The following is a 22,507-nucleotide window of genomic DNA, read 5'->3' as shown; positions in this document are numbered from 1 at the left end:
GCTGGTGGCCTCATGGTGAGTTGCCGAGGATACCTCAGGCGAGGGCTCGCTGGCGCTGTGGTGCCTCGCCAAACCAGGCGAGCCGGTCGGCCAGCGTCACTACCGAGCCCACCATGATGAGCGCCGGACTCTCGACCCCCACCGCCAGCGCGGGCAGCTCATCGAGGGTGCCGCGAATGACCCGCTGGCAGGGCTGGGTGCCGCGCTCGATCAGCGCCACCGGGGTGTCGCCCCCCTTGCCGTGGGCCAGCAGCTGCTCGCGGATGGTGGCGCAGGAGGAGAGCCCCATGTAGAACACCAGCGTCTGCCGATCTTTGGCCAGCAGCGGCCAGTCGAGATCCCGGGCGCCCCCCTTGCCGTGGGCGGTGACGAAACGTACGCTCTGGGCGTGGTCGCGGTGGGTCAGCGGAATGCCGGCGTAGGCGGCGCAGCCGCTGGCCGCGGTGATCCCCGGCACCACCTGAAAGCCGATGCCGCTGCCGACCAGCGTCTCCAGCTCCTCGCCGCCACGGCCGAAGATAAAGGGGTCGCCCCCCTTCAGCCGCACCACCCGTTGCCCCTTCTGCGCCTCCTCCAGCAACAGCTGGTTGATCCCCTCCTGCGGCACGCAGTGGTTGCCCGCCTGCTTGCCGACGAAGATGCGCTTGGCATCCCGGCGCACCAGCGCCATCACCTCGTCGGAGACCAGTCGGTCATAGACCACCACGTCGGCCTGCTGCATCTGGCGCAGAGCGTGCAGGGTGAGCAGACCAGGATCGCCGGGGCCGGCACCCACCAGCACCACCTCGCCAGCGCTCTGGCTCTCGTCGGCAAACAGGCTGTCGGCCAGCTGATTGGCAGAGGCGCAATCGCCCCGCGCCAGCGCCTGACCGAGCCGATCCGCCCCGAGCAGCCGCTCCCAGAAGCGGCGCCGCTCCCCCATGCTGGCGAAGCGGGCTTTGACCCGCTCCCGCAGGCTGCCGGCAAAGGTCGCCACGGCCCCCAGATGTTGCGGCAGCAGGGCTTCCAGTTTTTCCCGCAGCAGCCGGGCCAGCACCGGTGCCTTGCCGCCGGAGGAGATGGCCACCATCAGCGGTGAGCGATCGATGATCGACGGCATGATGAAGCTGGAGCGTTTCGGGTCATCCACCACGTTGGCAAAGATCCGCGCCTGATTGGCGCTCTGGTAGACCAGCGCATTCACCTCGCGCCGATCGGTTGCTGCCACCACCAGCCACTGGCCCGCCAGTTGCTGCGGCGCAAATTCACCGGCCAGCCACTCGATGCTGCCGTTGGCAGCCAGTTCCGCCAGCTCGGGGTCGAGCTCGGGCGCGACTACTGTGAGGTGGGCACCGGCATCCAGCAGCAGGCGCGCCTTGCGCTCTGCCACTTCGCCGCCGCCGACCAGCAGCACGGGTTTGTTGTCGAGTCGGCAAAAGATGGGCAAGTAGTCCATGGGGCCTCCGGATCAGGCGGTTCGGGTCTGGTTGGCGGTGCTGGTGGTCTCGCTCACTGCAACCGGGCGCTCAGCCTTGGGGGTGGCATACCAGTAGCCGAGGCCCATAAAGAGGACGCCGGAGACGGTGTTGCCCAGGGTCACCCACAGCAGGTTGTGGCCGATGCCGCCCAGGGTGTAGGCCTCGGAGTGGGCGCCAAACCAGGAGAGGGCGAACAGGGTCATGTTGGCGATGGAGTGCTCGTAGCCGGAGGCGATAAAGGCCAGCAGGCACCACCAGATGGCGATGAAGCGGGCGGCCCCTTCGGTGCGCAGCGCCATCCAGATGGCGAGGCAGACCAGCCAGTTGCAGAGGATCCCCTTCATAAACAGGGTCAGCGCCGGGGCCTGGGTTTTGGCCAGCGCCACCTTGTGGGCCAGACTGCCTGCGTCCGGCAGCAGGCTGCCGCCGTAGGAGTAGATGAGCGCCACCACAACGGAGCCAATCAGATTGCCCGCCCAGGTTTGCGGCAGGATGCGCAGCAGGTCGGCCATGGTGATCTTGCCCGTCTTCACCCCGAAGGTGAGGAACATGGTGTGGCCGGTAAACAGCTCGGAGCCGGCGATGATGACGAGCGTCAGGGCGATGCCGAAGGTGGCCCCCATCACCAGCGGCCGGATGGCGGGATCCACCAGATTGCCGAGGGTGAAGATGAGGATGATGCCGAGGCCCACATAGGCCCCCGCCATGGCGGAGCTGAGCCAGAAGCCGAGCTTGTCGCTGCGCTCGAAGCGGTTGATGCGGGCCGCGTTGGCGGCGCACTTGTTGATGGTTTCCGTGTACATCTTGTGAGTCCTTGAAAGGGCTGCCCACAGGCAGCCCGAAAGAGAGTGAAATCGGTTTTAGACGGCGATCCAGACCTGCTGATCGCGTACTTCAACGGGATAGCTCTGCACCGACATGGCGGGGTTGTCGAAACAGTGGCCATCGCTCAGACGAAAGCGCTGCTTCTTGAGCGGGCTGGCGACCCAGAGCTCGCCGTCGTGTTCGCAGATCAGGCCCCGCGACAGCACGTTGGCGGCGAAGAAGGGATCCCGGTTGTCGATGGCGAACACCTCGGCGGCCGCGCTCGGGCGGAACAGAGCGATCTGACGACCTTCAATGAGTGCACAGACGCCGGTTCCCGGCAGGATGTCGTTGAGTTGGCAGGCAAGTTTCATCATTTGGTTTCCACCTCGATCTGGTAGACGGGGATGCGCTCGGCCGGGGTCGCCGGTCGATGCTGGTCGCGTTCGCTGACGAACTGAACGTCCGGATCGCGCTTGTCGCTGTTGATGAAGTGGCTGAAGCGCTGCAACGCCTCCTCTTCGTTGAGGGTGCGCGACCATTCGCACTCGTAGCTGTCGATGAGGGTCTGGATATCGCGCTCGAGCGTCTCGGCCAGCCCCAGCTTGTCGTCGACAATCACCTCGCGCAGGTAGTCGACGCCCCCTTCCAGATTGCCGAGCCAGACCGAGGTGCGCTGCAGTTTGTCGGCGCTGGTGACGTAGAACATCATAAAGCGGTCGATCAGCTTGATGAGGGTCTCGCGGTCGAGGTCGGAAGCCAGCAGATCGGCATGGCGCGGCTTCATGCCGCCGTTGCCGCCCACATAGAGGTTCCAGCCCGCGTCGGTGGCGATGATGCCGACGTCCTTGCCCTGCGCTTCCGCACATTCGCGGGTACAGCCGGAGACGCCGAACTTCATCTTGTGCGGGGTGCGAATCCCCTTGTAGCGGTTCTCGAGGAAGACCCCGAGGCCAACGCTGTCCTGCACGCCGAAGCGACACCAGGTGCTGCCGACGCAGGTCTTGGCCATGCGCAGCGCCTTGGCGTAGGCCTGACCTGTCTCGAATCCGGCCGCCAGCAGCTTGCGCCAGATGGCCGGCAGATCATCCTTCTGGGCCCCGAACAGGCCGATGCGCTGGGCGCCGGTGATCTTGGTGTAGAGCTTGTAGTCGCGGGCCACTTCGGCCACCGCCAGCAGCCCTTCCGGAGTCACTTCGCCACCGGCCATGCGCGGGATGACGGAGTAGCTGCCGTCCTTCTGCATGTTGCCGAGGAAGATGTCGTTGGTGTCCTGCAGCGGGATGTTGCGCGGGCTCAGCACATGCTCGTTCCAGCAGGAGGCGAGGATGGAGCCGACGGTCGGTTTGCACACCTCGCAGCCATAGCCCTGACCGTGCTTGGCCAGCAGCTCGTCGAAGCTCTTGATCCCCTCCACCTTGACCAGATGGAACAGCTCCTGACGGGAGTGGGGGAAGTGGGCGCAGAGGTGGTTGTTGACCTCGATGCCCTGCTTCACCAGCTCGGCGTTGAGCACCTGACTGATGAGCGGCACGCAGCCGCCACAGCCGGTACCGGCCTTGGTGTGCTGCTTGATGGCGGCCAGCGTGGTGTGACCTTCGGCTACGGCCTTGGCGATGTCGCCCTTGGAGACGTCGAAGCAGGAGCAGATCTGGGCGCTTTCCGGCAGGGCATCCACCCCCAGCGTCGGTTTGGCACCGGCGTAGGCGGGCAGGATAAGGGTGTCCGGGTGGCTCGGCAGCGGCAGGGCGTTGAGCATCATCTGCAGCAGGTTGCCGTAATCTTCCACGTCACCCACCAGCACGGCGCCGAGCAAGCGGCTGTTGTCCTCGCTCACCACGATCTTCTTGTAGACGCCGGCCTGATCGTCCTGAAACACATAGCTGTGGCTGCCCGGGGTGCGGCCGTGGGCATCGCCGATGGAGCCGACGGAGACGCCGAGCAGCTTGAGCTTGGCGCTCATGTCCGCCCCCTCGAAGCGGCTGTCGCCGCCGAGCAAATGGTCGACGGTGATCTGGGCCATCTTGTAGCCCGGTGCCACCAGCCCGAAGAAGCGGCCCTGCCAGGCGGCGCACTCGCCGATGGCGTAGATGTCGGGGTCGGAGGTGAGGCAGTGATCATCGATGACGATGCCGCCGCGCTCGGCGATGGCGAGATCACCGTAACGGCCCAGGGTATCTTGCGGGCGAATGCCGGTGGAGAAGACCACCACGTCCACTTCCAGTTGGCTGCCGTCGGCGAAGGCGAGGCGGTGCTTCGCCTGCTCACCGCCATGCATCAGGATCTCGCTGGTGCTCTTGCTGGTGTGTACCTGCACCCCCATGGATTCAATCTTGCGGCGCAGCAGCTGGCCGCCCTGACCGTCGAGCTGCTCGGCCATCAGCACAGGGGCAAATTCAACCACGTGGGTTTCGAGACCCAGCGCCTTGAGGGCGCCTGCGGCTTCGAGGCCAAGCAGGCCGCCCCCGATCACCACCCCGCTCTTGCCGCTCTTGGCGGCGCTGCGGATGGCTTTCAGATCCTCGATGGTGCGATAGACGAAGCACTCGTGGTGCTGACTGCCCTGGATGGGCGGCACCCAGGGGTAGGAGCCGGTGGCCAGCACCAGCTTGTCGTACCCGACCACAGTGCCCTTGTTGGAGTGCACTTCGCGGTTGGCCCTGTCGATTTTTTTCACCGCTTCGCCGAGCAGCAGGCGGATGCTGTGCTTGTCGTAGAAGCCGGGTTTGACGAGGGAGAGATCTTCGCTGGTGTGATGGGAGAAGTAGGAGGAGAGATGGACGCGATCGTAGGCGGGACGGGGTTCTGCACCGAAGACGGTGATCTCGTAGCGGCCCGGATCGGCCCGCTCGATCAACTCTTCGATGAAGCGGTGCCCCACCATGCCGTTGCCCACAACGACCAGTCTGACTTTGCTCATGATTGCCTCTAGTTTGGAGTAATAAAACATCATTCTGGGGCTAGGCTACCCAGTCAGTCGGGGCGGGCAATTGATGCAAATCAAGTGTCTATTTATATATCTCGTCAGGGGTAATTCGATAAAATTCAAAGATATACAAAAATAGGTATACCAGTTGATGATTTCTGCGCTGGCTTGGAGTGAGGGATGGTGGAGGGAAAGCCCGGTTTACCCACGGCCGGGGAGTGAAAACTTCTGGCGGAAAATGGCCGGCCTCGCACTGGGCGAGACCGGCATCAGCTGAACAAGGTGGCGCGTCAGGCGATATGGCGGCGGAACATGGCGAGCGCTAGCGACAGGGTGACGCCGGCGATGGCGAGCAGCGGCCAGAGCAGGGGCCAGGCGGCCGACCAGTCAAACCCCTTGAGGAAGACCCCCTTGAGCAGCACGATGAAGTGGGTGAGGGGGTCGATGGCCGCCAGCCACTGGAACACCTGCGGCATGTTCTCCACCGGCGAGATGTAGCCCGAGAGGATCACCGCCGGTACGGTGAAGGAGAAGACCCCGAGAAAGGCCTGCTGCTGGGTCGAGCAGAACGACGAGATGAAGAGCCCGATCCCGGCCAGTGCCAGCCCGTAGCAGACCATGCCCGCCATCAGCAGGCTGAGGCTGCCGGCAAAGGGGAGGTGAAAGACAAAACGGGCGGCCAGCGCGACTATGCACCCTTGCCCCACCGCCACCATGATGCCGGGCACCGCCTTGCCCGCCATGATCCAGCCCGCGGTGAGGGGGGAGACCAGCAGCTGATCGAAGGTGCCCTCTTCCCGCTCCCGCGCGACCGAGAGGGCGGTGACAATCAGGCAGCCAGTGGTGGTGATGATGGCCACCAGCGCTGGCAGGATATGCCAGTGGAACTCGACGTTGGGGTTGTAGAGGTTGCGTACCGCCAGCTCGGGTTGCCCCTTGCCCTCACTTTGCCAGCGGGCGATCACCTGACTGATGTAGCCAGCCGCCACCTGACCACCGTTGGAGCGGCGTCCGTCGATGATCAGCTGTACCTTGGCCTGTTCGCCCCGTGCCAGCCGGCGCGAAAAATCGCCCGGAATAATCAGCCCGAGCAGTGCCTGTTGCCCGGTGATGGCCTCGGTCATGCCCGCCTCGCCTTGTACCGGGATGATGGTGGTAAAGGCGGGCATATGGGTGAGGCGCTCCAGCAGCTCGCGGCTCTGGGCACCGCCATCCTGGTTGTAGATGGCCAGCGTGTTGCCGGTCACCTCCAGAGTGGCGGCGAACGGGAAGAGGGCGGTTTGCAGTAGCACCGGCATGATGAGCAGAAAGCGCCCCTGAGTATTGCCCATCAGGGCCTGCAGCTCTTTTCGGATCAGCCACCAGAGTCGGATCAGCATGGGTTACTCCAGAGTGCGCCGCGTCTTGCGGGCGGTCAGGGCCAGCCAGAAACCGGCCAGCAGCAGCAGACAGAAACCGTTGACCAGCAGGATCGAGAAGACGCTGCCCGCCTGATAGAGGGTCTGCAGGGAGCTTGCGAAGTAGCGGGCCGGAATGAGGTGGGTGATGGCCCGAAGCCAAGGCGGCATGCTGGCGATCTCGAACACGAAGCCCGACAGCATCACGGCGGGCAGAAAGGCGGCGATCAGCGCTGCCTGCGCGGCGTTGAACTGGCTGCGCATCACGGCGGAGAGAAACAGCCCGAGTCCGAGGGCGCTGCCGAGAAAGACGCTGGTGACCAGAAAGAGCAGCAGCAGGGAGCCGCGCCACGGTACGCCCATTACCGCCACCGAGAAGAGCAGGCAGAGCAGCATGGCGATGATGCCAAGGCCATAGTAGGGCAGCAGCTTGGAGAGCAGCAGCTCCCCCTTGGTGACCGGGGTGGCGATCAGCGCCTCCATGGTGCCGCGCTCCCACTCCCGCGCCACCACCAGCGAGGTGAGCAGGGCACCGATGATGGTCATCACCACCGCAATGGAGCCTGGCACCAGAAAGTTGCGGCTCACCAGCGCCGGGTTGAACCAGGCGCGGCTCTCTATCGACACCGGTATGGCGACCCCCTCGCCAGCGAGCCACCCCTGCCAGATCCCCTGCACATAGTTGGTGACGAAGTTGGCGGTGTTGGGCTCGGAGCCGTCGGTCAGCAGCAGTGCCTGCGGCGTGCCAATGCCCTGACCGGCCATGGCGCGGGAGAAGCCGTCATCGATCACCAGCAGGCCGCGGATCTCGCCACGGGCCAGACTGGCGAGCAGGGACTCCTTGCTCGGGCCGCTGTGGATCTCCAGCGCGGTAGAGCCGCGCAGGGCCTGCTCCAGCCGCACCGCCGGGGCGCCGCTGTCGGTACGCCAGATGCCGAGGCGCAGGTGGTCCACATCCAGATTGATGGCGTAACCCATTACCACCAGCAGTACCACCGGCATGATGAAGGCGATGAGGATGCTGCTCGGGTCACGGACGATTTGCAGCGTCTCCTTGCGGCAGAGGGCCAGCAGTCGCCGACGGTTGATGCTCATGCGTCCTCCTCGCTGGCCCGCTCGACCAGGGTGATATAGGCCTCTTCCATTGTTGGCAAAGAACAGGTCGGCAAGGAGCCGGTTGGCAAAGAGGTCGCCGCCTCTTTGGCGGCCAGCTCCTTGAGATCGTCCGGGGTGCCGAGGGCCAGCAGCTTGCCGCGATAGATGAGAGCAATGCGGTCGCAATACTCCGCCTCATCCATAAAGTGGGTGGTGACCAACACGGTGACGCCGTGGTCGGCCAGCGCGTTGATGTGCGACCAGAACTCGCGCCGGGTCACCGGATCGACCCCGGAGGTGGGCTCGTCGAGAAACAGCAGCGGCGGTTCGTGCAGCAGGGCGCAGGCGAGTGAAAGACGCTGGCGCAGGCCGAGCGGTAGGGATTCCGCTTTCTGATCGAGCCAGGGGGTGAGGGCAAAGGCAGTCACCATGGCGTCGATCCGCGTCTGCTGGTGGCGGCCGAACAGGCCGTAGATACCGGCGAAGAAGGAGAGGTTCTGCGCCACGGTGAGCTGCTTGTAGAGGGAGAACTTCTGCGCCATGTAGCCGAGGCGCTGGCGCGCCGCCGAGGGGCTGTGGGCCAGATCGATGCCGGTCACCAGGGCCTGCCCCTCGCTCGGGCGCAGCAGGCCGCACTCCATCTTGAAGGTGGTGGACTTGCCCGCCCCGTTGGGGCCGAGCAGGCCGAAGATCTCGCCGCGGCGCACCGCAAAGCTGACATCATCGGTGGCGGCAAAATCGCCGAAGCGTTTGGTGAGGTGGCGCGCCTCGATCACCGCCTCGGGGGAGACCCCCTGCGGCAGTTCCGCTTCGCGCATCCCGGCTGCCAGACTCGACTCCCCGCCGGGGCCGCCGCCGAGCAGGTCGATAAAGGCATCTTCCAGCCGGGGCTGGGCCGGTTGAAAGGCGCCGTTGGCCAGTTGCAGCTCCGGGAGCGGTGGGGGCGTCATGCCCGGGTGCAGCAGCAGGCGAACCCGCTCCCCCGCCACCGCGCCATCCATCACCGCCGGGTGAGCCAGTGCCCGGCGCAGCAGGGCGCGCCGCTCGCGGCCATCCAGCTGCCCCGCCTCCAGCAGCCAGCAGCGGCTGGCCATGGCCCCCATCAGATTGGCCGGTGTGCCGCTGGTGCGCACCTCGCCATCCGCCATCAGCAGCACGTGGTCGCACAGCTCCGCCTCATCGAGATAGGCGGTACTCCAGAGCACCGTCATCCCCCCCTTGGCCAGCTCGCGCACCATCTGCCAGAGGGCGCGGCGGGAGATGGGATCGACCCCGACCCCCGGTTCGTCCAGCAGCAGCATATCCGGGGTGCCGAGCAGGGCGCAGGCCAGCCCGAGTTTCTGCTTCATCCCGCCAGAGAGCTTGCCCGCCGGTCGTGCGGTGAAGCGAGCGAGATCGGTGAAGGCGAGCAGCCGCGCGAAGGTGGGCGTGCGTTCGGGCTCCAGTACGCCGCGCAAGTCAGCGTAGAGGGTGAGGTTCTCCAGCACGCTGAGATCCTCGTAGAGGCCGAACTGCTGGGGCATGTAGCCGAGGCGCTGGCGCAGCAGATCCCCCTCGCTCACCGGATCCAGCCCCAGCACCCGGATGGTGCCCGCTTCGGGGATCAGCAAACCGGCCAGCAGGCGCAGCAAAGTGCTCTTGCCCGCGCCGTCGGGGCCGACCAGCCCGGTGATGCCGCCAGCCGGAATAGTGGCCGAGATGGCGTTGAGGGCGACCCGCTCACCAAAGCGTTTGGTGAGCCCCTCAAGGGAGATGGCGCAGCTCATGGCGCCAGCCTGACGGTGACCGGCATTCCTTGGCGCAGGGCCGGGTCGGGATCCTGCACCACGATGCGCAGCCGGTAGACGAGGTGAGTGCGCAGGTCCGGCGTCTCCACCGATTTCGGGGTGAACTCGGCGGTCGGCGAGACAAAGCCCACCACCCCGTGATAGGGCTGATCCGGCCGCGAGTCGGTGGTGAGGGTTACCTTGGCGCCGCTCGGGAAGTGGCCGAGCCAGGGCTCCTCCACATAGGCGCGCACCCAGACTGGCGCGGTCAGGGAGAGGTTGAAGGCGGTCGCTCCGCTCTGCACCATGCTGCCGTTCTCGACGGCGCGGCTGATGATGATGCCGTCGCTGGGGGCGGTCAGGCTGGCATCTGCCAGCGCCAGTTCGGCACTGGCGAGCGCCGCTTTGGCCCCTTCCAGCTGGGCATCGGACTGGGCAATTTCCTCCGGGCGGTAGCCGGTTTCGAGCTGGGCGAGCTGTTCGCGTGCGGAGCGCACCTGCGCCTGGGTCTGATCCCGCTGGGAGCGGGCGGTATCGAGCTGACCGCGGGAGATGGCACCGGTGGCGGCCAGTGCGCTCTGGCGGCGCCACTGCTGGTCGGCCTCCAGCGCAGCGGCTTCGGCGGCGGCCAGTGCGGCTCGGGCACGGTCGGTCTCTTCGCTGCGATAGCCTTTGTGGATCAAGGTGTTGGCGGCAGTGAGCGCAGCCAGATTGGCGCGGGCACTGTCGCGGCTGTGGGTGAGGGGCGCCGGATCGAGGCGGGCCAGCAGTTGGCCGGTTTTTACCCTATCCCCCTCATCGACCAGTACCTGATCGACGCGACCGCCGACCCGAAAGGCCAGATTGACGTCGCGAATATCGACATTGCCGTAGAGGATGGAGCCGTCGGTGGGGCGCCCCTGCCACCAGAGGTAGCCACCGATAACGGTTAGCAGCAGGGCTGCGATTACAATGCGTTGTTTCATGCCGCTTCTCCTTCTTTCATGTCGGTGGGGCGCAGGCCGCGCAGTGCCCATACCAGCCGTTGTCTGGCGGCCTCGGGGTTGTCTATCTGGCTGAGAAAAGGGGCTGCCTGTTCGGGCAGCCAGCCGAGTTGGCGACCGCTGCCGGCGATCACCAGCGGCAGGCCGACCGACCCCATGATGAAGATCATCAGCTGGAGCGGGTGACCGGCGACCAGTGACCCTTCCGCCTGTGCCATCCGTACCTGCTCGATCAGCAGCAGGGGGTGGCGGCGCGGCAGGCTGAGCAGAAAGCGCTGGGCCGCCCCTTCACCCGCCAGCGCATCGCCAAACAGGTGGTTGATAAAGCCGCGCTGGCGCGCCACCAGCCCGATCAGCGCCTCCATGGTGGCCTCGAACATGGCAATGGCAGAGGGGTAGGAGCCTTTGGCTGCCACTGCCTTGAGCTCGTCATAGAGGGGGGCATACCAGAGCTCGACCAGCTCGTCGATGAAGGCGTCGCGGTTGCCGAAGTGGTAGACGAAGGAGCCGAGGTTCACCTCTGCCGCCGCCGCCAGCTCGCGCACCGTCAGGCCGCGCAGCCCCTTCTCGGTGGCGATGGCGAGGCCGGTATCGAGCAGTTTCTGCCGGGTTGGATTCATCTTTCAGGTTCCTGCTGCACAGATTTTGATCTGATTTATACGTGTGTATAAATCAGCCGCCGAGAATAGGAAAGATCTTTTTTTGAGCAGATTTCAGCGGGGATGAAAAAACGGCGGGCGTTGGCAAGGGGAAGTTTGGAAACGGCTTGGGATTGAACGGGTTGCCGCAGGTGTGGGCCAGAATCCGGGCAGATGACGGAGGTGGTGGAGAAATAAAAACGCCTCCGCGAAGGGAGGCGTTTTATCGGGAGGGGCGCGCTTACAGAATAAAGCGGCTCAGATCCTCGTCTTCAATCAGCTTGCCGAGATGGGCGTTGACGTAGTCGGTGTCGATGACAAAGGTCTCGCCGGACTTCTCGGAGGCGTCATAGGAGATATCTTCCATCAGGCGCTCCATCACGGTGTGCAGACGACGGGCACCTATGTTTTCGGTACGCTCGTTGACCTGCCAGGCCGCTTCGGCCAGACGGCGGATGCCATCCTTGGTGAACTCGATGTTGACCCCTTCGGTGGCCATCAGCGCCTTGTACTGATCGGTCAGGGAGGCGTTCGGTTCGGTCAGGATGCGCTCGAAGTCATCGGTGGTGAGAGCGGTCAGCTCGACCCGGATCGGCAGACGGCCCTGCAGCTCGGGGATGAGGTCGGACGGCTTGGCGATCTGGAAGGCGCCGGAGGCGACAAACAGGATGTGGTCGGTCTTGACCATGCCGTGCTTGGTGTTGACGGTGCAACCTTCAACCAGCGGCAGCAGGTCGCGCTGTACCCCTTCACGGGAGACGTCGGGGCCCGAGCTCTCGCCGCGCTTGCAGATCTTGTCGATCTCGTCGAGGAAGACGATGCCGTTGTTCTCGACAGCGGCGATGGCTTTCTGCTTCAGCTCTTCAGGATTGACCAGACGGGCCGCTTCCTCTTCGATCAGCGCCTTCATGGCCTCTTTGACCTTGATCTTGCGCTTCTTCTTCTGGTTCTGGCCCAGGTTCTGGAACAGCCCCTGCAGCTGGTTGGCCATCTCTTCCATGCCCGGCGGGGTCATGATTTCGACGCCCATCGGGGAGGCGGAGAGCTCCAGCTCGATCTCCTTGTCATCCAGCTGACCTTCCCGCAGTTTCTTGCGGAAGATCTGGCGGGTGTTGGAGTTGTCGGCTTTCTCTTCCTCACCCCAAGTGTTGCGCGGGTTGGGCAGCAGGGCGTCGAGGATGCGCTCTTCGGCGGCTTCTTCGGCGCGGTATTTCATCTTCTCCATCTCGGTTTCGCGCACCAGCTTGATGGCGGCATCGGTCAGATCGCGGATGATGCTGTCCACTTCCTTGCCGACATAGCCCACTTCGGTGAACTTGGTCGCTTCCACCTTGATGAAGGGGGCGTTGGCCAGCTTGGCCAGACGACGGGCGATCTCGGTCTTGCCGACACCGGTCGGGCCGATCATCAGGATGTTTTTCGGGGTCACTTCATGGCGCATCTCTTCGTTGAGCTGCATCCGGCGCCAGCGGTTGCGCAGGGCAACGGCAACGGCGCGCTTGGCATCGGCCTGACCAATGATGTGACGATCCAGCTCGTGGACGATTTCTCTCGGGGTCATCTCGGACATGATGGTGTTCCTGTATCCGGGGCGGGCAGTGCCCACCCCTTGGGAAATTGGGTTTGGCTGGTGGCCTTATTTGGCGGCGTAGTCCAGCACTTCGATGGTGTGGTTGCCGTTGGTGAAGACGCAGATGTCGCCCGCAATCTTGAGGGACTTCTCGACAATGGTCCTGGCATCCAGCTCGGTGTTTTCCAGCAGGGCGATGGCGGCGGACTGGGCAAAGTTGCCGCCGCTGCCGATGGCGATGAGATCGTGCTCCGGCTGCACCACGTCACCGTTGCCGGTGATGATGAAGGATTTGTGTTCGTCGGCCACGGCCAGCAGTGCTTCGAGGCGGCGCAGAGCGCGATCGGTGCGCCAATCTTTGGCCAGCGCCACGGCGGCGCGCTCCAGATTACCCTGATGGGCCTGCAGTTTTGCTTCGAAACGCTCGAGCAGGGTGAAGGCGTCGGCGGTACCGCCAGCGAAACCGGCCAGCACCTTGCCGTTATAGAGACGATGAACCTTGCGGGCGTTGCCCTTCATGACGGTGTTGCCAAGAGAGACCTGGCCATCGCCACCGATGACGACCTGACCGTTGCGGCGAACTGAAACTATGGTAGTCACTTTACTTACCTCGCTTGAGCCGAATGACGGCCTGACTGTGCATGGCAAGAAAGATGGGGATGGCAAACGGGCTTTTCAACCCTGCCTTTGGTCGGGATAAACGGGGTAGCAAACAGGGGGGGGGCGAGTGGCACCAAAAGAACAGGGCCGGGTGTTGCCACCCGGCCTTGCGTCATCGGTATGCGGATTACCCTTTCTTGGGAATGCAGCCGCTGATGCCGGAGCTCTGCAGCTTGCCGTTGGCCGCGTCGGCGGCCGCCTTGCCGTTGAAGGGGCCCACCATCACCTTGTAGACGGTGCCGTTGGCCGTGTTGACCACCTGCAGGCTGGAAGAGAGACCGGCGGTGAAGGCGATACGTGCCTTGAGCGACTCTGCGGAATCCTGCGAGCGCAGAGCCGCGCACTGCATCATATAGCGACTGCTGTCGGCGGCTGCGGTCTGGGCTGGTGGGGTAGCCGCTTTGGCCTTGGCTGCTTCGGCCCGCTCCCGCTCCAGCTCGGCACGGATCTCCCGCTCCATCCGTTCCCGTTCGGCCTGGCGATCGATCACCTGTTCCCGAGCGCTGGCAACGGGCGCACCGTTGTCAGGCGTTGTCGCCGGATTGGTCTGATAGGGTTTGGACTGGCCGATGGGCGTCCCCGGTTGGGGAATGTCGGTCGGTACCGGTTGCGGCAGCTTTTCCGGCTGCAGGGTCAGAGTATCGGCGGGGGGCGGTGGCAGTACGCCCGGCTGGGGCGGTGGCTCGATAACATCAACCTGCTTGTTCTCAAGCCGTTCGATGTAGCTCCACTTCTCCTGTGGCAACCCGTTGTTCTGTGGTTTTGGCTTGTTGGCCTTTACCTGCTCTTCGATGGTGGGGGCGTCGCTGCCCTTGCCATTGATCATGTAAAGGAAGCCACCAAAGCCTGCCAGCAGTGCCACGACCAGCAGCACTGGAATAACAGGAAAGCGGCGAGGGGCCGCTTTCTTGGTATTGCGGCCACCCGCCCGACGTCGCGGGCGGCTGCCGACATAATCCCGGGTTGCCATCTATTACATGCGCTCCAGGGTATGGATGCCCAGTACGCCGAGGCCCAGTTTCAGTACCTTGGCGGTGGCGGCGCACAGCAGCAGACGGCTCTGACGGGTTGCTTCGTCCACGCCATCCTTGTTGATCGGGCAGGCTTCATAGAAGGTCATGAAGTTGCCGGACAACTCGTACAGGTAGGTACAGAGCAGGTGCGGCATGCCTTTGTCTGCCACGCCGTTGACCGCGTCGGAGAACTGGATCAGCTTCTGGGCCAGCACCTCTTCGGCCTCTTCGTTCAGGGTCACGTTGCCGGTCAGCGTCTCGGCATCGATGTTGGCCTTGCGGAAGATGGACTGGATACGGGTGTAGGCGTACTGCAGGTAAGGGGCAGTGTTGCCTTCAAACGACAGCATCAGATCCCAGTCGAAGATGTAGTCGGTAGTACGGTTCTTGGAGAGATCCGCATACTTGACCGCGCCCATGGCGATGGCATTGACCACATTGGCCTTCTCTTCGGCAGAGAGGTCGCTGTTGCGGCTCTCCAGCAAGGCTGCGGCGCGCTCTTCCGCTTCGTTCAGCAGGTCAACCAGCTTGACGGTACCACCGGAGCGGGTCTTGTAGGGACGACCATCCTTGCCCAGCATCATGCCGAAGGCGTGGTGCTCAAGCGGTACGGATTCCGGCACATAGCCCGCCTTGCGGGTGATGGTCCAGGCCTGCATCAGGTGCTGGTGCTGACGGGAGTCAATGAAGTACATGACACGGTCGGCGCCCAGGGTTTCATAACGGTATTTGGCACAGGCGATGTCGGTGGTGGTGTAGAGGAAACCGCCATCGCTCTTCTGGATGATGACGCCCATGGCCTCACCATCCTTGTTCTTGAACTCGTCCAGGAAGACAACGGTGGCGCCTTCGCTCTCGACCGCCAGCCCCTTGGCTTTCAGGTCGGCAACGATCTCCGGCAGCATGTCGTTGTACATGGACTCGCCCATGATGTCCTTGTTGGTCAGGGAGACATTCAGGCGGTCGTAGTTGATCTGGTTCTGTTCCATGGTCATGTCGACCAGCTTCTTCCACATGGTACGGCAGTACTCATCGCCGCCCTGCAGCTTGACCACGTAGTTACGGGCGCGCTCGGCGAAGGCTTCGTCTTCGTCGTAGCAACGCTTGGCCTGGGTGTAGAAGGCTTCCAGATCCTTGAGCGCCATGTCGCTGGCGTGTTCGTTGGACATCTTCTCCAGATAGGCGATCAGCATGCCGAACTGGGTGCCCCAGTCGCCGATGTGGTTGGCACGGATCACTTTGTGGCCGAGGAATTCCAGCGCGCGTGCAGCTACGTCACCGAGTACGGTGGAGCGGATGTGGTGCACCGCCATCTCTTTGGCCACGTTGGGGGCGGAGTAGTCCACCACCACGGTTTGTGGCGCGGGCAACCGTACGTTGGCGTTGGCAGAGGTCACCATGGCCTCGACCTGACCGGCCAGCCAGCGCTGGTCGAAGAAGAAGTTGATGAAGCCGGGACCGGCGATCTCGACCTTGGCGATCAGGTCGGAGGCAGGCAGGTGCTCGATGATGGCCGCTGCCAGCTCACGGGGATTCTTGCGGGCCGGTTTGGCCAGCAGCATGGCCAGGTTGGTAGCCAGGTCGCCGTGAGCTTTTTCCTTGCATCGGTCTACTTGCACGCGGGCTTCCAGGTCCGCCGGCAGGACGCCTGCTGACTTGAGATTGGCTACCGTTTGTTCAAGTAGATGATGAATATGCTCTTTCATAACTGACCACCAAGGTTGCGCGTCGAAAAATGACTGATATATAAGGGCGTGAATTTTACCCGCATCGGCCCGAGAAAACTATAGGGATGACCCGCCGCTCGCTGTCGGGCGGATATTTCACTGCGTTTGGCGCCATATTCCAGAATATTGGGCGGAAATTACGGTGCTTATCCATTTCTACTGCATATCGAAGCGGCTTGTCCAGGCTATTTTCCCCTGATTGTTAAGGGTTTTTCCTTTCCGCTGACGGGAATGATCTCCTCCCTCTGGCCCGGCGTATCAACAGAGGTTCCCAACCGAGGAGTTTGCGATGCGACTGGCGCTGTTTCCCCTATCTGCCCACCTGCTGCCAGGCGGTGTCATGCCGCTGCGGATCTTCGAACCGAGATACCAGCGGATGATCGCCGAGGCGGGGGAGCCCGGCTTTGCCCTCTGCATGGTGGACCCTCGCCAGCCCGACGCCCTGCGCAACATGCTGCCCATCGCCACCCGGGTTACCATCATCGATTTCGACCGGCTGCCGGACGGCATGCTGGGGATCACGGTGCAGGGGGTGGAGCGGGTGCAGATAGAGGATCTGTGGCAGGAGCAGGATGGCCTGCGTATCGGCGAGGTGACGCCGCTGACGGCCTGGCCGCCCCGCCGGCTCCATCCCGATCAACTGCCACTGGTTGATGCGCTGCGGGAGGTGTTTGCCGACTATCCCGACTATGCCGCCCTCTATCCCGCCCCCTGCTGGGACGATGGCAACTGGGTGGCCCAGCGCTGGCTGGAGGTGCTGCCGATCCCCCCTGAACAGAAACAACTGCTGCTGGCCGCCGCCGACAATCAGCCCGCCATCGCTCTGCTCAAGGGGGTACTGGTGGCCAGCCACTGATTTTTTCCTGACCCGCTGATCCGCCACTGCCGCAGCGCCGTACAAGTCATCACCACAGCATGTTCGACAGCACACCAAAGGGATGGCGCAATGGCATATACTGGCCAACCACACTCGACCATACGCAGGACCTCGCCCGTGATGGATAACCCGGATGGCGACCTCAAATCTCTGCTGATCAGGGTGGCAGAGCAGGCCGACAAGGCTGCTTTTGCCCGCCTGTTCCAACACTTTGCGCCGCGTATTCGCAGCTACGGCCTGCGCCACCTCGGCAGCGAAGCCAACGCCATGGAGCTGGTGCAGGAGACCATGCTGCTGGTGTGGCAGAAGGCGCGTCTCTACCACCCCGAGAAGGGGGCGCCGACCACCTGGATCTATACCGTGATGCGCAACCAGTGCTTCGACATGCTGCGCCGTCGTCGCGCCAGCAAGGAGGATCTCTGTGCCGAGGAGCTGTGGCCGGTGCTGGAGTTTCAGGCCGAAGAGGAGCACCTGAGCGGGGGGGAAGATGCGGTGCTGACCCGTCAGATGGCCCATTATTTGGGCACCCTGCCGGAGCCGCAACAGCAGGTGGTGCGTGGCATCTATCTGCAGGAGTTCTCCCAGCAGGAGTTGGCGGAGCGACTCGGCGTGCCACTCGGCACCATCAAGTCCCGCCTCCGGCTGGCGTTACAGAAACTGAAAGAGCAAGTGGAGCAAGGCCATGATTAAAGCCCATCCGACCGACCCTATGCTGCGTGCCTTCGCCGCCGACGAGCTGCCTCTGCCGCTGGCGGTGGGGCTCTCCGCCCACTGTGAACTCTGCCCCGATTGTGCTGCCCGACTAAAGACATTCGAAGAGGAGCTGGCGCAGCAATATCTTGCCTCGCCAGTAGAGCCCAAGCTGGACTCCCGCGATGAAGTGGGACTGGACGCCGGATTCGACGCCATGCTGGCGGATATTCTGGCCCAGCCGCTGGCAGAGCCCCTCTCCGAGCCAACACATGGCCAGCCCCGAGCCCAGCCCGGAGAGCTGGAGGTAGCCGGTCACGCCTACCGTTTGCCACGGGTGCTGGCCCGCTATCGTTCGCCCAAGTGGCGCCATATCGGGGCCATTCGTCAGCAGAGTCTGCCGCTGGACGAGATGGGTGCCCGCGCCAGCCTGCTCCATATCGAAGCGGGCGGTCGCATCCCCGAGCACACCCATCAGGGCTATGAGCTGACCCTGCTGCTGGCTGGCAATATTCAGGATGGCGATACCCTTTACAAGGTGGGAGATTTCATCTGGCGCGATGCCAGCCACTCCCATAGCCCGCATACGCCAGATGGCTGCCTCTGCTACACGGTGCAGGATGCGCCGGTGCAGTTCACCAAGGGGCTGTCGCGGCTGCTGAATGGCATCAGCCAGCACCTCTACTGAGCACCATGACGCCATAGAAAAAGGGACCAGATTGGTCCCTTTTTTCATTTGATTGCTGGTTGCCGGTCAGGCGACAAACACCAGATAGACGGCGAATGCCACGATAAAGCGGTAGATAGCGAACGGGATAAAGTCGATGCGGCGGATCAATGTCAGGAAGGTCTTGATCGCAAACATCGCTACCACGAAAGCGGTGATAAAGCCCACGGCAAACATCGGGAAGTCGGCCATCGAGAGAAAATCGCGGCTCTTGTAGAGATCAAGCCCGCTGGCCGCCACCATCATGGGCACCGCCATGATGAAGGAGAACTCGGCGGCGGCGTGACGGCTGATCCCCATCAGCATGCCACCACTGATGGTGGCGCCGGAGCGGGAGAAGCCGGGCCACAGGGCCAGACACTGGAACAGACCGATGCCGAACGCCTGCTTGTAGCTGATGTCATCCAGAGTTTCGGCTGTAACGGCGGGGCGGAACTTCTCGGCGATGATGAGCAGGATGCCCCCCGCGACCAGCGCGTACATCACGGTCTGTGGACCAAACAGGTTGGCCTTGATCCAGCTGTGGATGGCCAGACCGACCACGATGGCGGGCAGCATGCCGAGGATGACGTGGATCAGCGACAGGGTGGCGTGATCCCGGGACGGCTTCTGGCCGAAGTGGATGCCAATCAGGCCAAACAGGCGGCGCCAGAAGACGGCGACCACGGCGAGGATGGAGCCAAGCTGGATCACCACTTCGAAAGTGGCAGCCTTGGGCCCTTCAAAGCCCAGCAGATGGCCGACGATAATCATGTGGCCGGTGGAGGAGACGGGGAGGAACTCGGTCAGCCCCTCGACGACGCCCAGAATAAAGGCGACCAGCAGGCTATAAGTGTCAGTCATCGAACAGAATCCTTGCTACGTTGATGCAAAAACGCCCCGGAAGGAGCTCGGGGCGGCTTATCTTGCTCGAATGTTGCTGGCGCTGCTACGGAAAAATTGTGAAACCTTTAAGTCAGTCGCGGATAAAACGGTAGCGGGTCTGATGGTGATAGCGCTCGCCCGGCAGCAGCCAGGGGTTGCCCAGCTCGGGGCGATTGGGGCTGTCCGGCAGCTGTTGTGCCTCAAGACAGAAGCCGTCGTGATCCCGGTGCGCCAAACCCTGGCGATTCGGGGTATTGGCCAGCCAGTTGCCGGTATAGAGCTGCAGCGAGGGCTGGTTGGTGTAGACCTCCATTGCCAGCTGTCTGTCACCCGATACCACGCGAGCAGCCCACTCCTGCGCCGGGCCGTTTAGCACAAAGGCGTGGTCGTATCCCTTGGCTTGTTGCTGCTGGGGATGGCTCAGCCAATCCAGCCCGACAAGGCGCTCTTGGCGCAGATCGAATGGCCCCTCCCCCGGGGTGATGGCGATCGGCAAACCGCTCGGGTCGGTCGGCAGGAAGTGGTCGGCATTGATGCTGATGAGGTGGTCACGCACATCGCCGCCGTCGGGGTTGTCATCGAGATTGAAGTAGGCGTGGCTGGTGAGGCTGACCGGCGTAGCGGCATCCGTGCTGGCGATGAAATCCACCACCAGATCGCTCTGCTCCAGCCGGTACTCCAGGGTTACCCGCAGATTGCCGGGAAAGCCCTGATCCCCCGCCCGGGAGAGCAGCACCAGCTTGACCCGATCCGCTTCCAGCTCTTTGATTTGCCACCGCTGGCGATGAAAGCCCGCCTGCCCGCCATGCAGGCAGTTGGGTGCCTGATTGGCATCCAGCGGCCAGCGCTGGCCATCGCGTAGCAGCTCGGCGCCGCCGATGCGGTTGGCAAAACGTCCCGCCACCGCGCCCAGCCACACCTGTTGGGCTGGATAGGCGTTGTCGGCACAACCCAGCAGCACTTCGCGCCGTTTGCCCGCCACCGGCAGGGTGAGGGATGTGAGGGTGGCGCCGAAGTCGAGGCCGCGCAGGCGCAGCCCCTCCTCGTTTTCCAGTTCGAATGGTGTCATGGCGCTGCTCATAGCTTGCCTGCACCGGCGCTGGCAGAGCAGACGTAGCAGTCAGCCTTGAGGCCGAAGCGGGTCGGATACTCGGCTTCAACCGCGGCGATCACCTCGGCCACCTTCTCGGGGCGCAGCAGGGCGACCACGCAGCCGCCGAAGCCGCCGCCAGTCATCCGTACGCCGCCTTCGGTGCCGATCCTGGCCTTGATGATCTCCACCAGACCATCGATGGCGGGCACTGTGATCTCGAAGTCATCGCGCATGGCGGCGTGCGACTCGGCCATCAGCTCGCCGAGGCGGGTCAGGTCGTGGCTCGCCAGCGCATCGGCGGCCGCCAGGGTGCGGGCGTTTTCACCGACGATGTGGCGGGCACGGCGATAGCAGGCCTCATCCAGCCCGGCTTTGCCCGCTTCCAGTCCGGCCAGATCGAGGTCGCGCAGCGCCTTGACCCCGTAGTGGCGGGCGGCCGCTTCGCACTGCTGGCGGCGGGTGTTGTATTCGCTATCCACCAGACCGCGGCGCACATTGGAGTTGACGATCAGCACCGCCAGATCGGTGGGCATGGGGATGAGGCGAGTCTCCAGCGAGCGGCAGTCGAGCAGCAGGGCGTGGTCGGTTTTGCCGCTGGCGGAGATCATCTGATCCATGATGCCGCAGTTGCAGCCGACGAACTTGTTCTCCGCCTGCTGACCGTTGAGGGCGATCTCCGCCTGGCTGATATCGAGCCCCAGCGCCTCCTTGAAGGCCTGACCGATGGCCACTTCCAGTGAGGCGGAGGAGGAGAGCCCCGCCCCCTGCGGCACGTTGCCGGAGACCACCAGATCGAGGCCGCGCAGGGCATAACCGCGCTCCTGCAGATATTTCACCACGCCGCGGATGTAGTCGCTCCAGCGTTGGCTGGGGTGGTGCTCGATGGGCTGGTCGAGGTCGAACAGGTCGCGCTGGTTGTCGTAGTCGGCGGCGATCACCTGCACTTGTCGATCATCGCGCAGGCCGATGGCGACGCAGGTCTCGTAGTCGATGGCGCAGGGCAGCACGAAGCCGTCGTTGTAGTCGGTATGTTCACCGATGAGGTTGACGCGGCCGGGGGCGCGCACCAGCAGATCGGGCGCTTTGGCAAATTGCTCGGCAAAAACGGTGCTGACGCGTTGGCTGGGGGTCATTGGGCCTCCTCATTGGTTTGGCTGGTCTGGTTGTAGTGAATGGGGCTCAGGGCGCGCAGCCGCTGGGCGGCCTGCTCGGGGGTAAGGTCGCGCTGGGTTTCGGCCAGCATCTCGAAGCCCACCATGAATTTGCGCACGGTGGCGGAGCGCAGCAGGGGCGGGTAGAAGTGAGCGTGCAGTTGCCACGCCTCGGGGCACTCCGACTTGGGCGGCGCAAAGTGCCAGCCCATGGAGTAGGGGAAGCTGCACTCGAACAGGTTGTCGTAGCGGCTGGTGAGCTCCTTGAGCGCCACCGCCAGATCCTGCTGCTGGGCCTTGGTCAGGTTCAGCATGGAGGGGACGTGCGCCTTGGGCAGCAACAGGGTTTCGAACGGCCAGGCGGCCCAAAAGGGGACTACGGCAAGCCAGTGTTCGGTCTCCACCACGATGCGCGAGCGATCCGCCAGCTCCCGCTCCACATATTCGAGCAGCATGGGGCGGCCATGCTCGGCCAGCCAGTCTCGCTGGTGCTGTTCTTCGCGGGCGATCTCGTTGGGCAGGAAGTCGCTGCCCCAGATCTGGCCGTGGGGGTGCGGGTTGGAGCAGCCCATGACGGCGCCTTTGTTTTCAAAGACCTGCACCCACTCCCACTGAGCCGACAGCTCGGTGACCTGATCCATCCAGGTGGTGATCACTCCTTCGATGGCGGGCAGCGGCAGCTCGGGCAGGGTCTTGCCGTGATCCGGCGAGAAGCAGATGACCCGGCTGGTGCCGCGGGCGGCTTCCAGCTTCAGCAGGGGGTCGCCTGCGTTGTCGGCGGCCGGGGTATCCTGCATCAGGGCAGCGAAGTCGTTGGTAAAAACGAAGGTGCCCTTGTAGTCGGGGTTGATGTCACCGGTGACCCGGGTGTTGCCCGCGCAGAGGAAGCAGTCGGGATCGTGGGCCTGTTTGGGGGCCTGACTCACCTTCTCCACCTGTCCCTGCCAGGGGCGTTTGGCCCGGTGGGGGGAGACCAGCACATACTGGCCGGTCAGCGGGTTGAAGCGGCGATGGGGATGATCGACGGGGTTGAACATCATCTCTCCTGAATAAGGTATGGAAAACTAAA

General features: G+C 63.8%; 20 protein-coding genes. 3 read left to right on the top strand and 17 right to left on the bottom strand.

What is annotated here, in order from left to right; genetic code table 11:
* Positions 1–34: 34 nt before the first annotated feature.
* The 13 genes from cysG to argS all read right to left on the bottom strand — a co-directional run bounded on the left by cysG (position 35) and on the right by argS (position 16,015).
* Positions 35–1,435, bottom strand: a complete 1,401-nt coding sequence (gene cysG, locus I6L35_RS05495; RefSeq protein WP_216979738.1) for a siroheme synthase CysG — start codon at positions 1,433–1,435, stop codon at positions 35–37.
* Between the two features lie 12 nt (positions 1,436–1,447).
* Positions 1,448–2,260 (bottom strand): nitrite transporter NirC, encoded by an 813-nt coding sequence (nirC, locus tag I6L35_RS05490; RefSeq protein WP_005340778.1) that lies wholly within the window; start codon positions 2,258–2,260, stop codon positions 1,448–1,450.
* Between the two features lie 57 nt (positions 2,261–2,317).
* The gene (nirD, locus tag I6L35_RS05485; protein WP_053288188.1) at positions 2,318–2,635 is read right to left on the bottom strand and encodes a nitrite reductase small subunit NirD; all 318 of its coding nucleotides are present in this window, start codon (positions 2,633–2,635) and stop codon (positions 2,318–2,320) included.
* The gene (gene nirB / locus I6L35_RS05480; RefSeq protein WP_216979737.1) at positions 2,635–5,181 is read right to left on the bottom strand and encodes a nitrite reductase large subunit NirB; all 2,547 of its coding nucleotides are present in this window, start codon (positions 5,179–5,181) and stop codon (positions 2,635–2,637) included. The genes nirD and nirB overlap by 1 nt, the downstream gene beginning before the upstream one ends.
* Before the next feature lie 296 nt (positions 5,182–5,477).
* Entirely contained in the window at positions 5,478–6,566 is a 1,089-nt protein-coding gene (locus tag I6L35_RS05475; RefSeq protein WP_216949949.1) for an ABC transporter permease, read from the bottom strand.
* 3 nt (positions 6,567–6,569) lie between these two features.
* Positions 6,570–7,679: an ABC transporter permease gene (locus I6L35_RS05470; RefSeq protein ID WP_216979736.1), complete on the bottom strand. Its 1,110-nt coding sequence runs from the start codon at positions 7,677–7,679 to the stop codon at positions 6,570–6,572.
* The gene (locus I6L35_RS05465) at positions 7,676–9,445 is read right to left on the bottom strand and encodes an ATP-binding cassette domain-containing protein (protein ID WP_216979735.1); all 1,770 of its coding nucleotides are present in this window, start codon (positions 9,443–9,445) and stop codon (positions 7,676–7,678) included. Before I6L35_RS05465 ends, I6L35_RS05470 begins: the two co-directional genes overlap by 4 nt.
* A complete protein-coding gene (gene hlyD, locus I6L35_RS05460; protein ID WP_216979734.1) occupies positions 9,442–10,410 on the bottom strand; it encodes a secretion protein HlyD in 969 nt (322 codons plus the stop codon). The genes I6L35_RS05465 and hlyD overlap by 4 nt, the downstream gene beginning before the upstream one ends.
* Positions 10,407–11,048, bottom strand: a complete 642-nt coding sequence (locus I6L35_RS05455) for a TetR/AcrR family transcriptional regulator (RefSeq protein WP_005342550.1) — start codon at positions 11,046–11,048, stop codon at positions 10,407–10,409. Before I6L35_RS05455 ends, hlyD begins: the two co-directional genes overlap by 4 nt.
* A 259-nt stretch (positions 11,049–11,307) precedes the next feature.
* Entirely contained in the window at positions 11,308–12,636 is a 1,329-nt protein-coding gene (gene hslU / locus I6L35_RS05450) for an HslU--HslV peptidase ATPase subunit (protein WP_033136355.1), read from the bottom strand.
* A 66-nt stretch (positions 12,637–12,702) separates the two neighbouring features.
* Positions 12,703–13,236, bottom strand: a complete 534-nt coding sequence (gene hslV, locus I6L35_RS05445; protein WP_005342555.1) for an ATP-dependent protease subunit HslV — start codon at positions 13,234–13,236, stop codon at positions 12,703–12,705.
* A gap of 187 nt (positions 13,237–13,423) precedes the next feature.
* Entirely contained in the window at positions 13,424–14,266 is an 843-nt protein-coding gene (locus I6L35_RS05440; RefSeq protein WP_159157858.1) for an SPOR domain-containing protein, read from the bottom strand.
* 3 nt (positions 14,267–14,269) lie between these two features.
* Positions 14,270–16,015, bottom strand: coding sequence for an arginine--tRNA ligase (gene argS / locus I6L35_RS05435; RefSeq protein ID WP_005355547.1), 1,746 nt, complete (start codon positions 16,013–16,015; stop codon positions 14,270–14,272).
* Positions 16,016–16,325: 310 nt separating this feature from the next.
* Between argS and I6L35_RS05430 the strand changes: the two genes are divergently transcribed.
* The 3 genes from I6L35_RS05430 (at position 16,326) to I6L35_RS05420 (ending at position 18,291) form a co-directional block, all read left to right on the top strand.
* Positions 16,326–16,892 (top strand): LON peptidase substrate-binding domain-containing protein, encoded by a 567-nt coding sequence (locus I6L35_RS05430; RefSeq protein ID WP_216979733.1) that lies wholly within the window; start codon positions 16,326–16,328, stop codon positions 16,890–16,892.
* Between the two features lie 141 nt (positions 16,893–17,033).
* Positions 17,034–17,603, top strand: coding sequence for a sigma-70 family RNA polymerase sigma factor (locus tag I6L35_RS05425; protein WP_005355542.1), 570 nt, complete (start codon positions 17,034–17,036; stop codon positions 17,601–17,603).
* Positions 17,596–18,291: a ChrR family anti-sigma-E factor gene (locus tag I6L35_RS05420; protein ID WP_216979732.1), complete on the top strand. Its 696-nt coding sequence runs from the start codon at positions 17,596–17,598 to the stop codon at positions 18,289–18,291. The genes I6L35_RS05425 and I6L35_RS05420 overlap by 8 nt, the downstream gene beginning before the upstream one ends.
* Positions 18,292–18,357: 66 nt before the next feature.
* On the opposite strand, the gene bacA is transcribed toward I6L35_RS05420, so the two are convergent.
* The 4 genes from bacA to I6L35_RS05400 all read right to left on the bottom strand — a co-directional run bounded on the left by bacA (position 18,358) and on the right by I6L35_RS05400 (position 22,475).
* Complete coding sequence (gene bacA / locus I6L35_RS05415) at positions 18,358–19,173, bottom strand: undecaprenyl-diphosphate phosphatase (RefSeq protein ID WP_069527669.1); 816 nt, start codon at positions 19,171–19,173, stop codon at positions 18,358–18,360.
* A gap of 112 nt (positions 19,174–19,285) precedes the next feature.
* The gene (gene galM / locus I6L35_RS05410; RefSeq protein WP_216979731.1) at positions 19,286–20,275 is read right to left on the bottom strand and encodes a galactose-1-epimerase; all 990 of its coding nucleotides are present in this window, start codon (positions 20,273–20,275) and stop codon (positions 19,286–19,288) included.
* Positions 20,272–21,420 carry a galactokinase gene (galK, locus tag I6L35_RS05405; RefSeq protein ID WP_216979730.1) on the bottom strand — a complete coding sequence of 383 codons (1,149 nt, stop codon included), beginning with the start codon at positions 21,418–21,420 and terminating at the stop codon, positions 20,272–20,274. Before galK ends, galM begins: the two co-directional genes overlap by 4 nt.
* On the bottom strand, positions 21,417–22,475 hold the full coding sequence (locus tag I6L35_RS05400; protein ID WP_216980246.1) for a UDP-glucose--hexose-1-phosphate uridylyltransferase: 1,059 nt from the start codon (positions 22,473–22,475) through the stop codon (positions 21,417–21,419). Before I6L35_RS05400 ends, galK begins: the two co-directional genes overlap by 4 nt.
* Positions 22,476–22,507 lie beyond the last annotated feature (32 nt).

Origin of the sequence: Aeromonas sp. FDAARGOS 1405 (assembly GCF_019048265.1) — a bacterium.
GTDB classification, from domain to species: domain Bacteria; phylum Pseudomonadota; class Gammaproteobacteria; order Enterobacterales; family Aeromonadaceae; genus Aeromonas; species Aeromonas veronii_A.
This window is presented reverse-complemented; position numbering and strand designations above follow the sequence as displayed.

Coding starts and splice junctions, on each gene's coding strand:
- cysG (WP_216979738.1), bottom strand. CDS start 1,435: ATGGACTACTTGCCCATCTTTTGCCGACTCGACAACAAACCCGTGCTG.
- nirC (WP_005340778.1), bottom strand. CDS start 2,260: ATGTACACGGAAACCATCAACAAGTGCGCCGCCAACGCGGCCCGCATC.
- nirD (WP_053288188.1), bottom strand. CDS start 2,635: ATGAAACTTGCCTGCCAACTCAACGACATCCTGCCGGGAACCGGCGTC.
- nirB (WP_216979737.1), bottom strand. CDS start 5,181: ATGAGCAAAGTCAGACTGGTCGTTGTGGGCAACGGCATGGTGGGGCAC.
- I6L35_RS05475 (WP_216949949.1), bottom strand. CDS start 6,566: ATGCTGATCCGACTCTGGTGGCTGATCCGAAAAGAGCTGCAGGCCCTG.
- I6L35_RS05470 (WP_216979736.1), bottom strand. CDS start 7,679: ATGAGCATCAACCGTCGGCGACTGCTGGCCCTCTGCCGCAAGGAGACG.
- I6L35_RS05465 (WP_216979735.1), bottom strand. CDS start 9,445: ATGAGCTGCGCCATCTCCCTTGAGGGGCTCACCAAACGCTTTGGTGAG.
- hlyD (WP_216979734.1), bottom strand. CDS start 10,410: ATGAAACAACGCATTGTAATCGCAGCCCTGCTGCTAACCGTTATCGGT.
- I6L35_RS05455 (WP_005342550.1), bottom strand. CDS start 11,048: ATGAATCCAACCCGGCAGAAACTGCTCGATACCGGCCTCGCCATCGCC.
- hslU (WP_033136355.1), bottom strand. CDS start 12,636: ATGTCCGAGATGACCCCGAGAGAAATCGTCCACGAGCTGGATCGTCAC.
- I6L35_RS05440 (WP_159157858.1), bottom strand. CDS start 14,266: ATGGCAACCCGGGATTATGTCGGCAGCCGCCCGCGACGTCGGGCGGGT.
- argS (WP_005355547.1), bottom strand. CDS start 16,015: ATGAAAGAGCATATTCATCATCTACTTGAACAAACGGTAGCCAATCTC.
- I6L35_RS05430 (WP_216979733.1), top strand. CDS start 16,326: ATGCGACTGGCGCTGTTTCCCCTATCTGCCCACCTGCTGCCAGGCGGT.
- I6L35_RS05425 (WP_005355542.1), top strand. CDS start 17,034: ATGGATAACCCGGATGGCGACCTCAAATCTCTGCTGATCAGGGTGGCA.
- I6L35_RS05420 (WP_216979732.1), top strand. CDS start 17,596: ATGATTAAAGCCCATCCGACCGACCCTATGCTGCGTGCCTTCGCCGCC.
- bacA (WP_069527669.1), bottom strand. CDS start 19,173: ATGACTGACACTTATAGCCTGCTGGTCGCCTTTATTCTGGGCGTCGTC.
- galM (WP_216979731.1), bottom strand. CDS start 20,275: ATGAGCAGCGCCATGACACCATTCGAACTGGAAAACGAGGAGGGGCTG.
- galK (WP_216979730.1), bottom strand. CDS start 21,420: ATGACCCCCAGCCAACGCGTCAGCACCGTTTTTGCCGAGCAATTTGCC.
- I6L35_RS05400 (WP_216980246.1), bottom strand. CDS start 22,475: ATGTTCAACCCCGTCGATCATCCCCATCGCCGCTTCAACCCGCTGACC.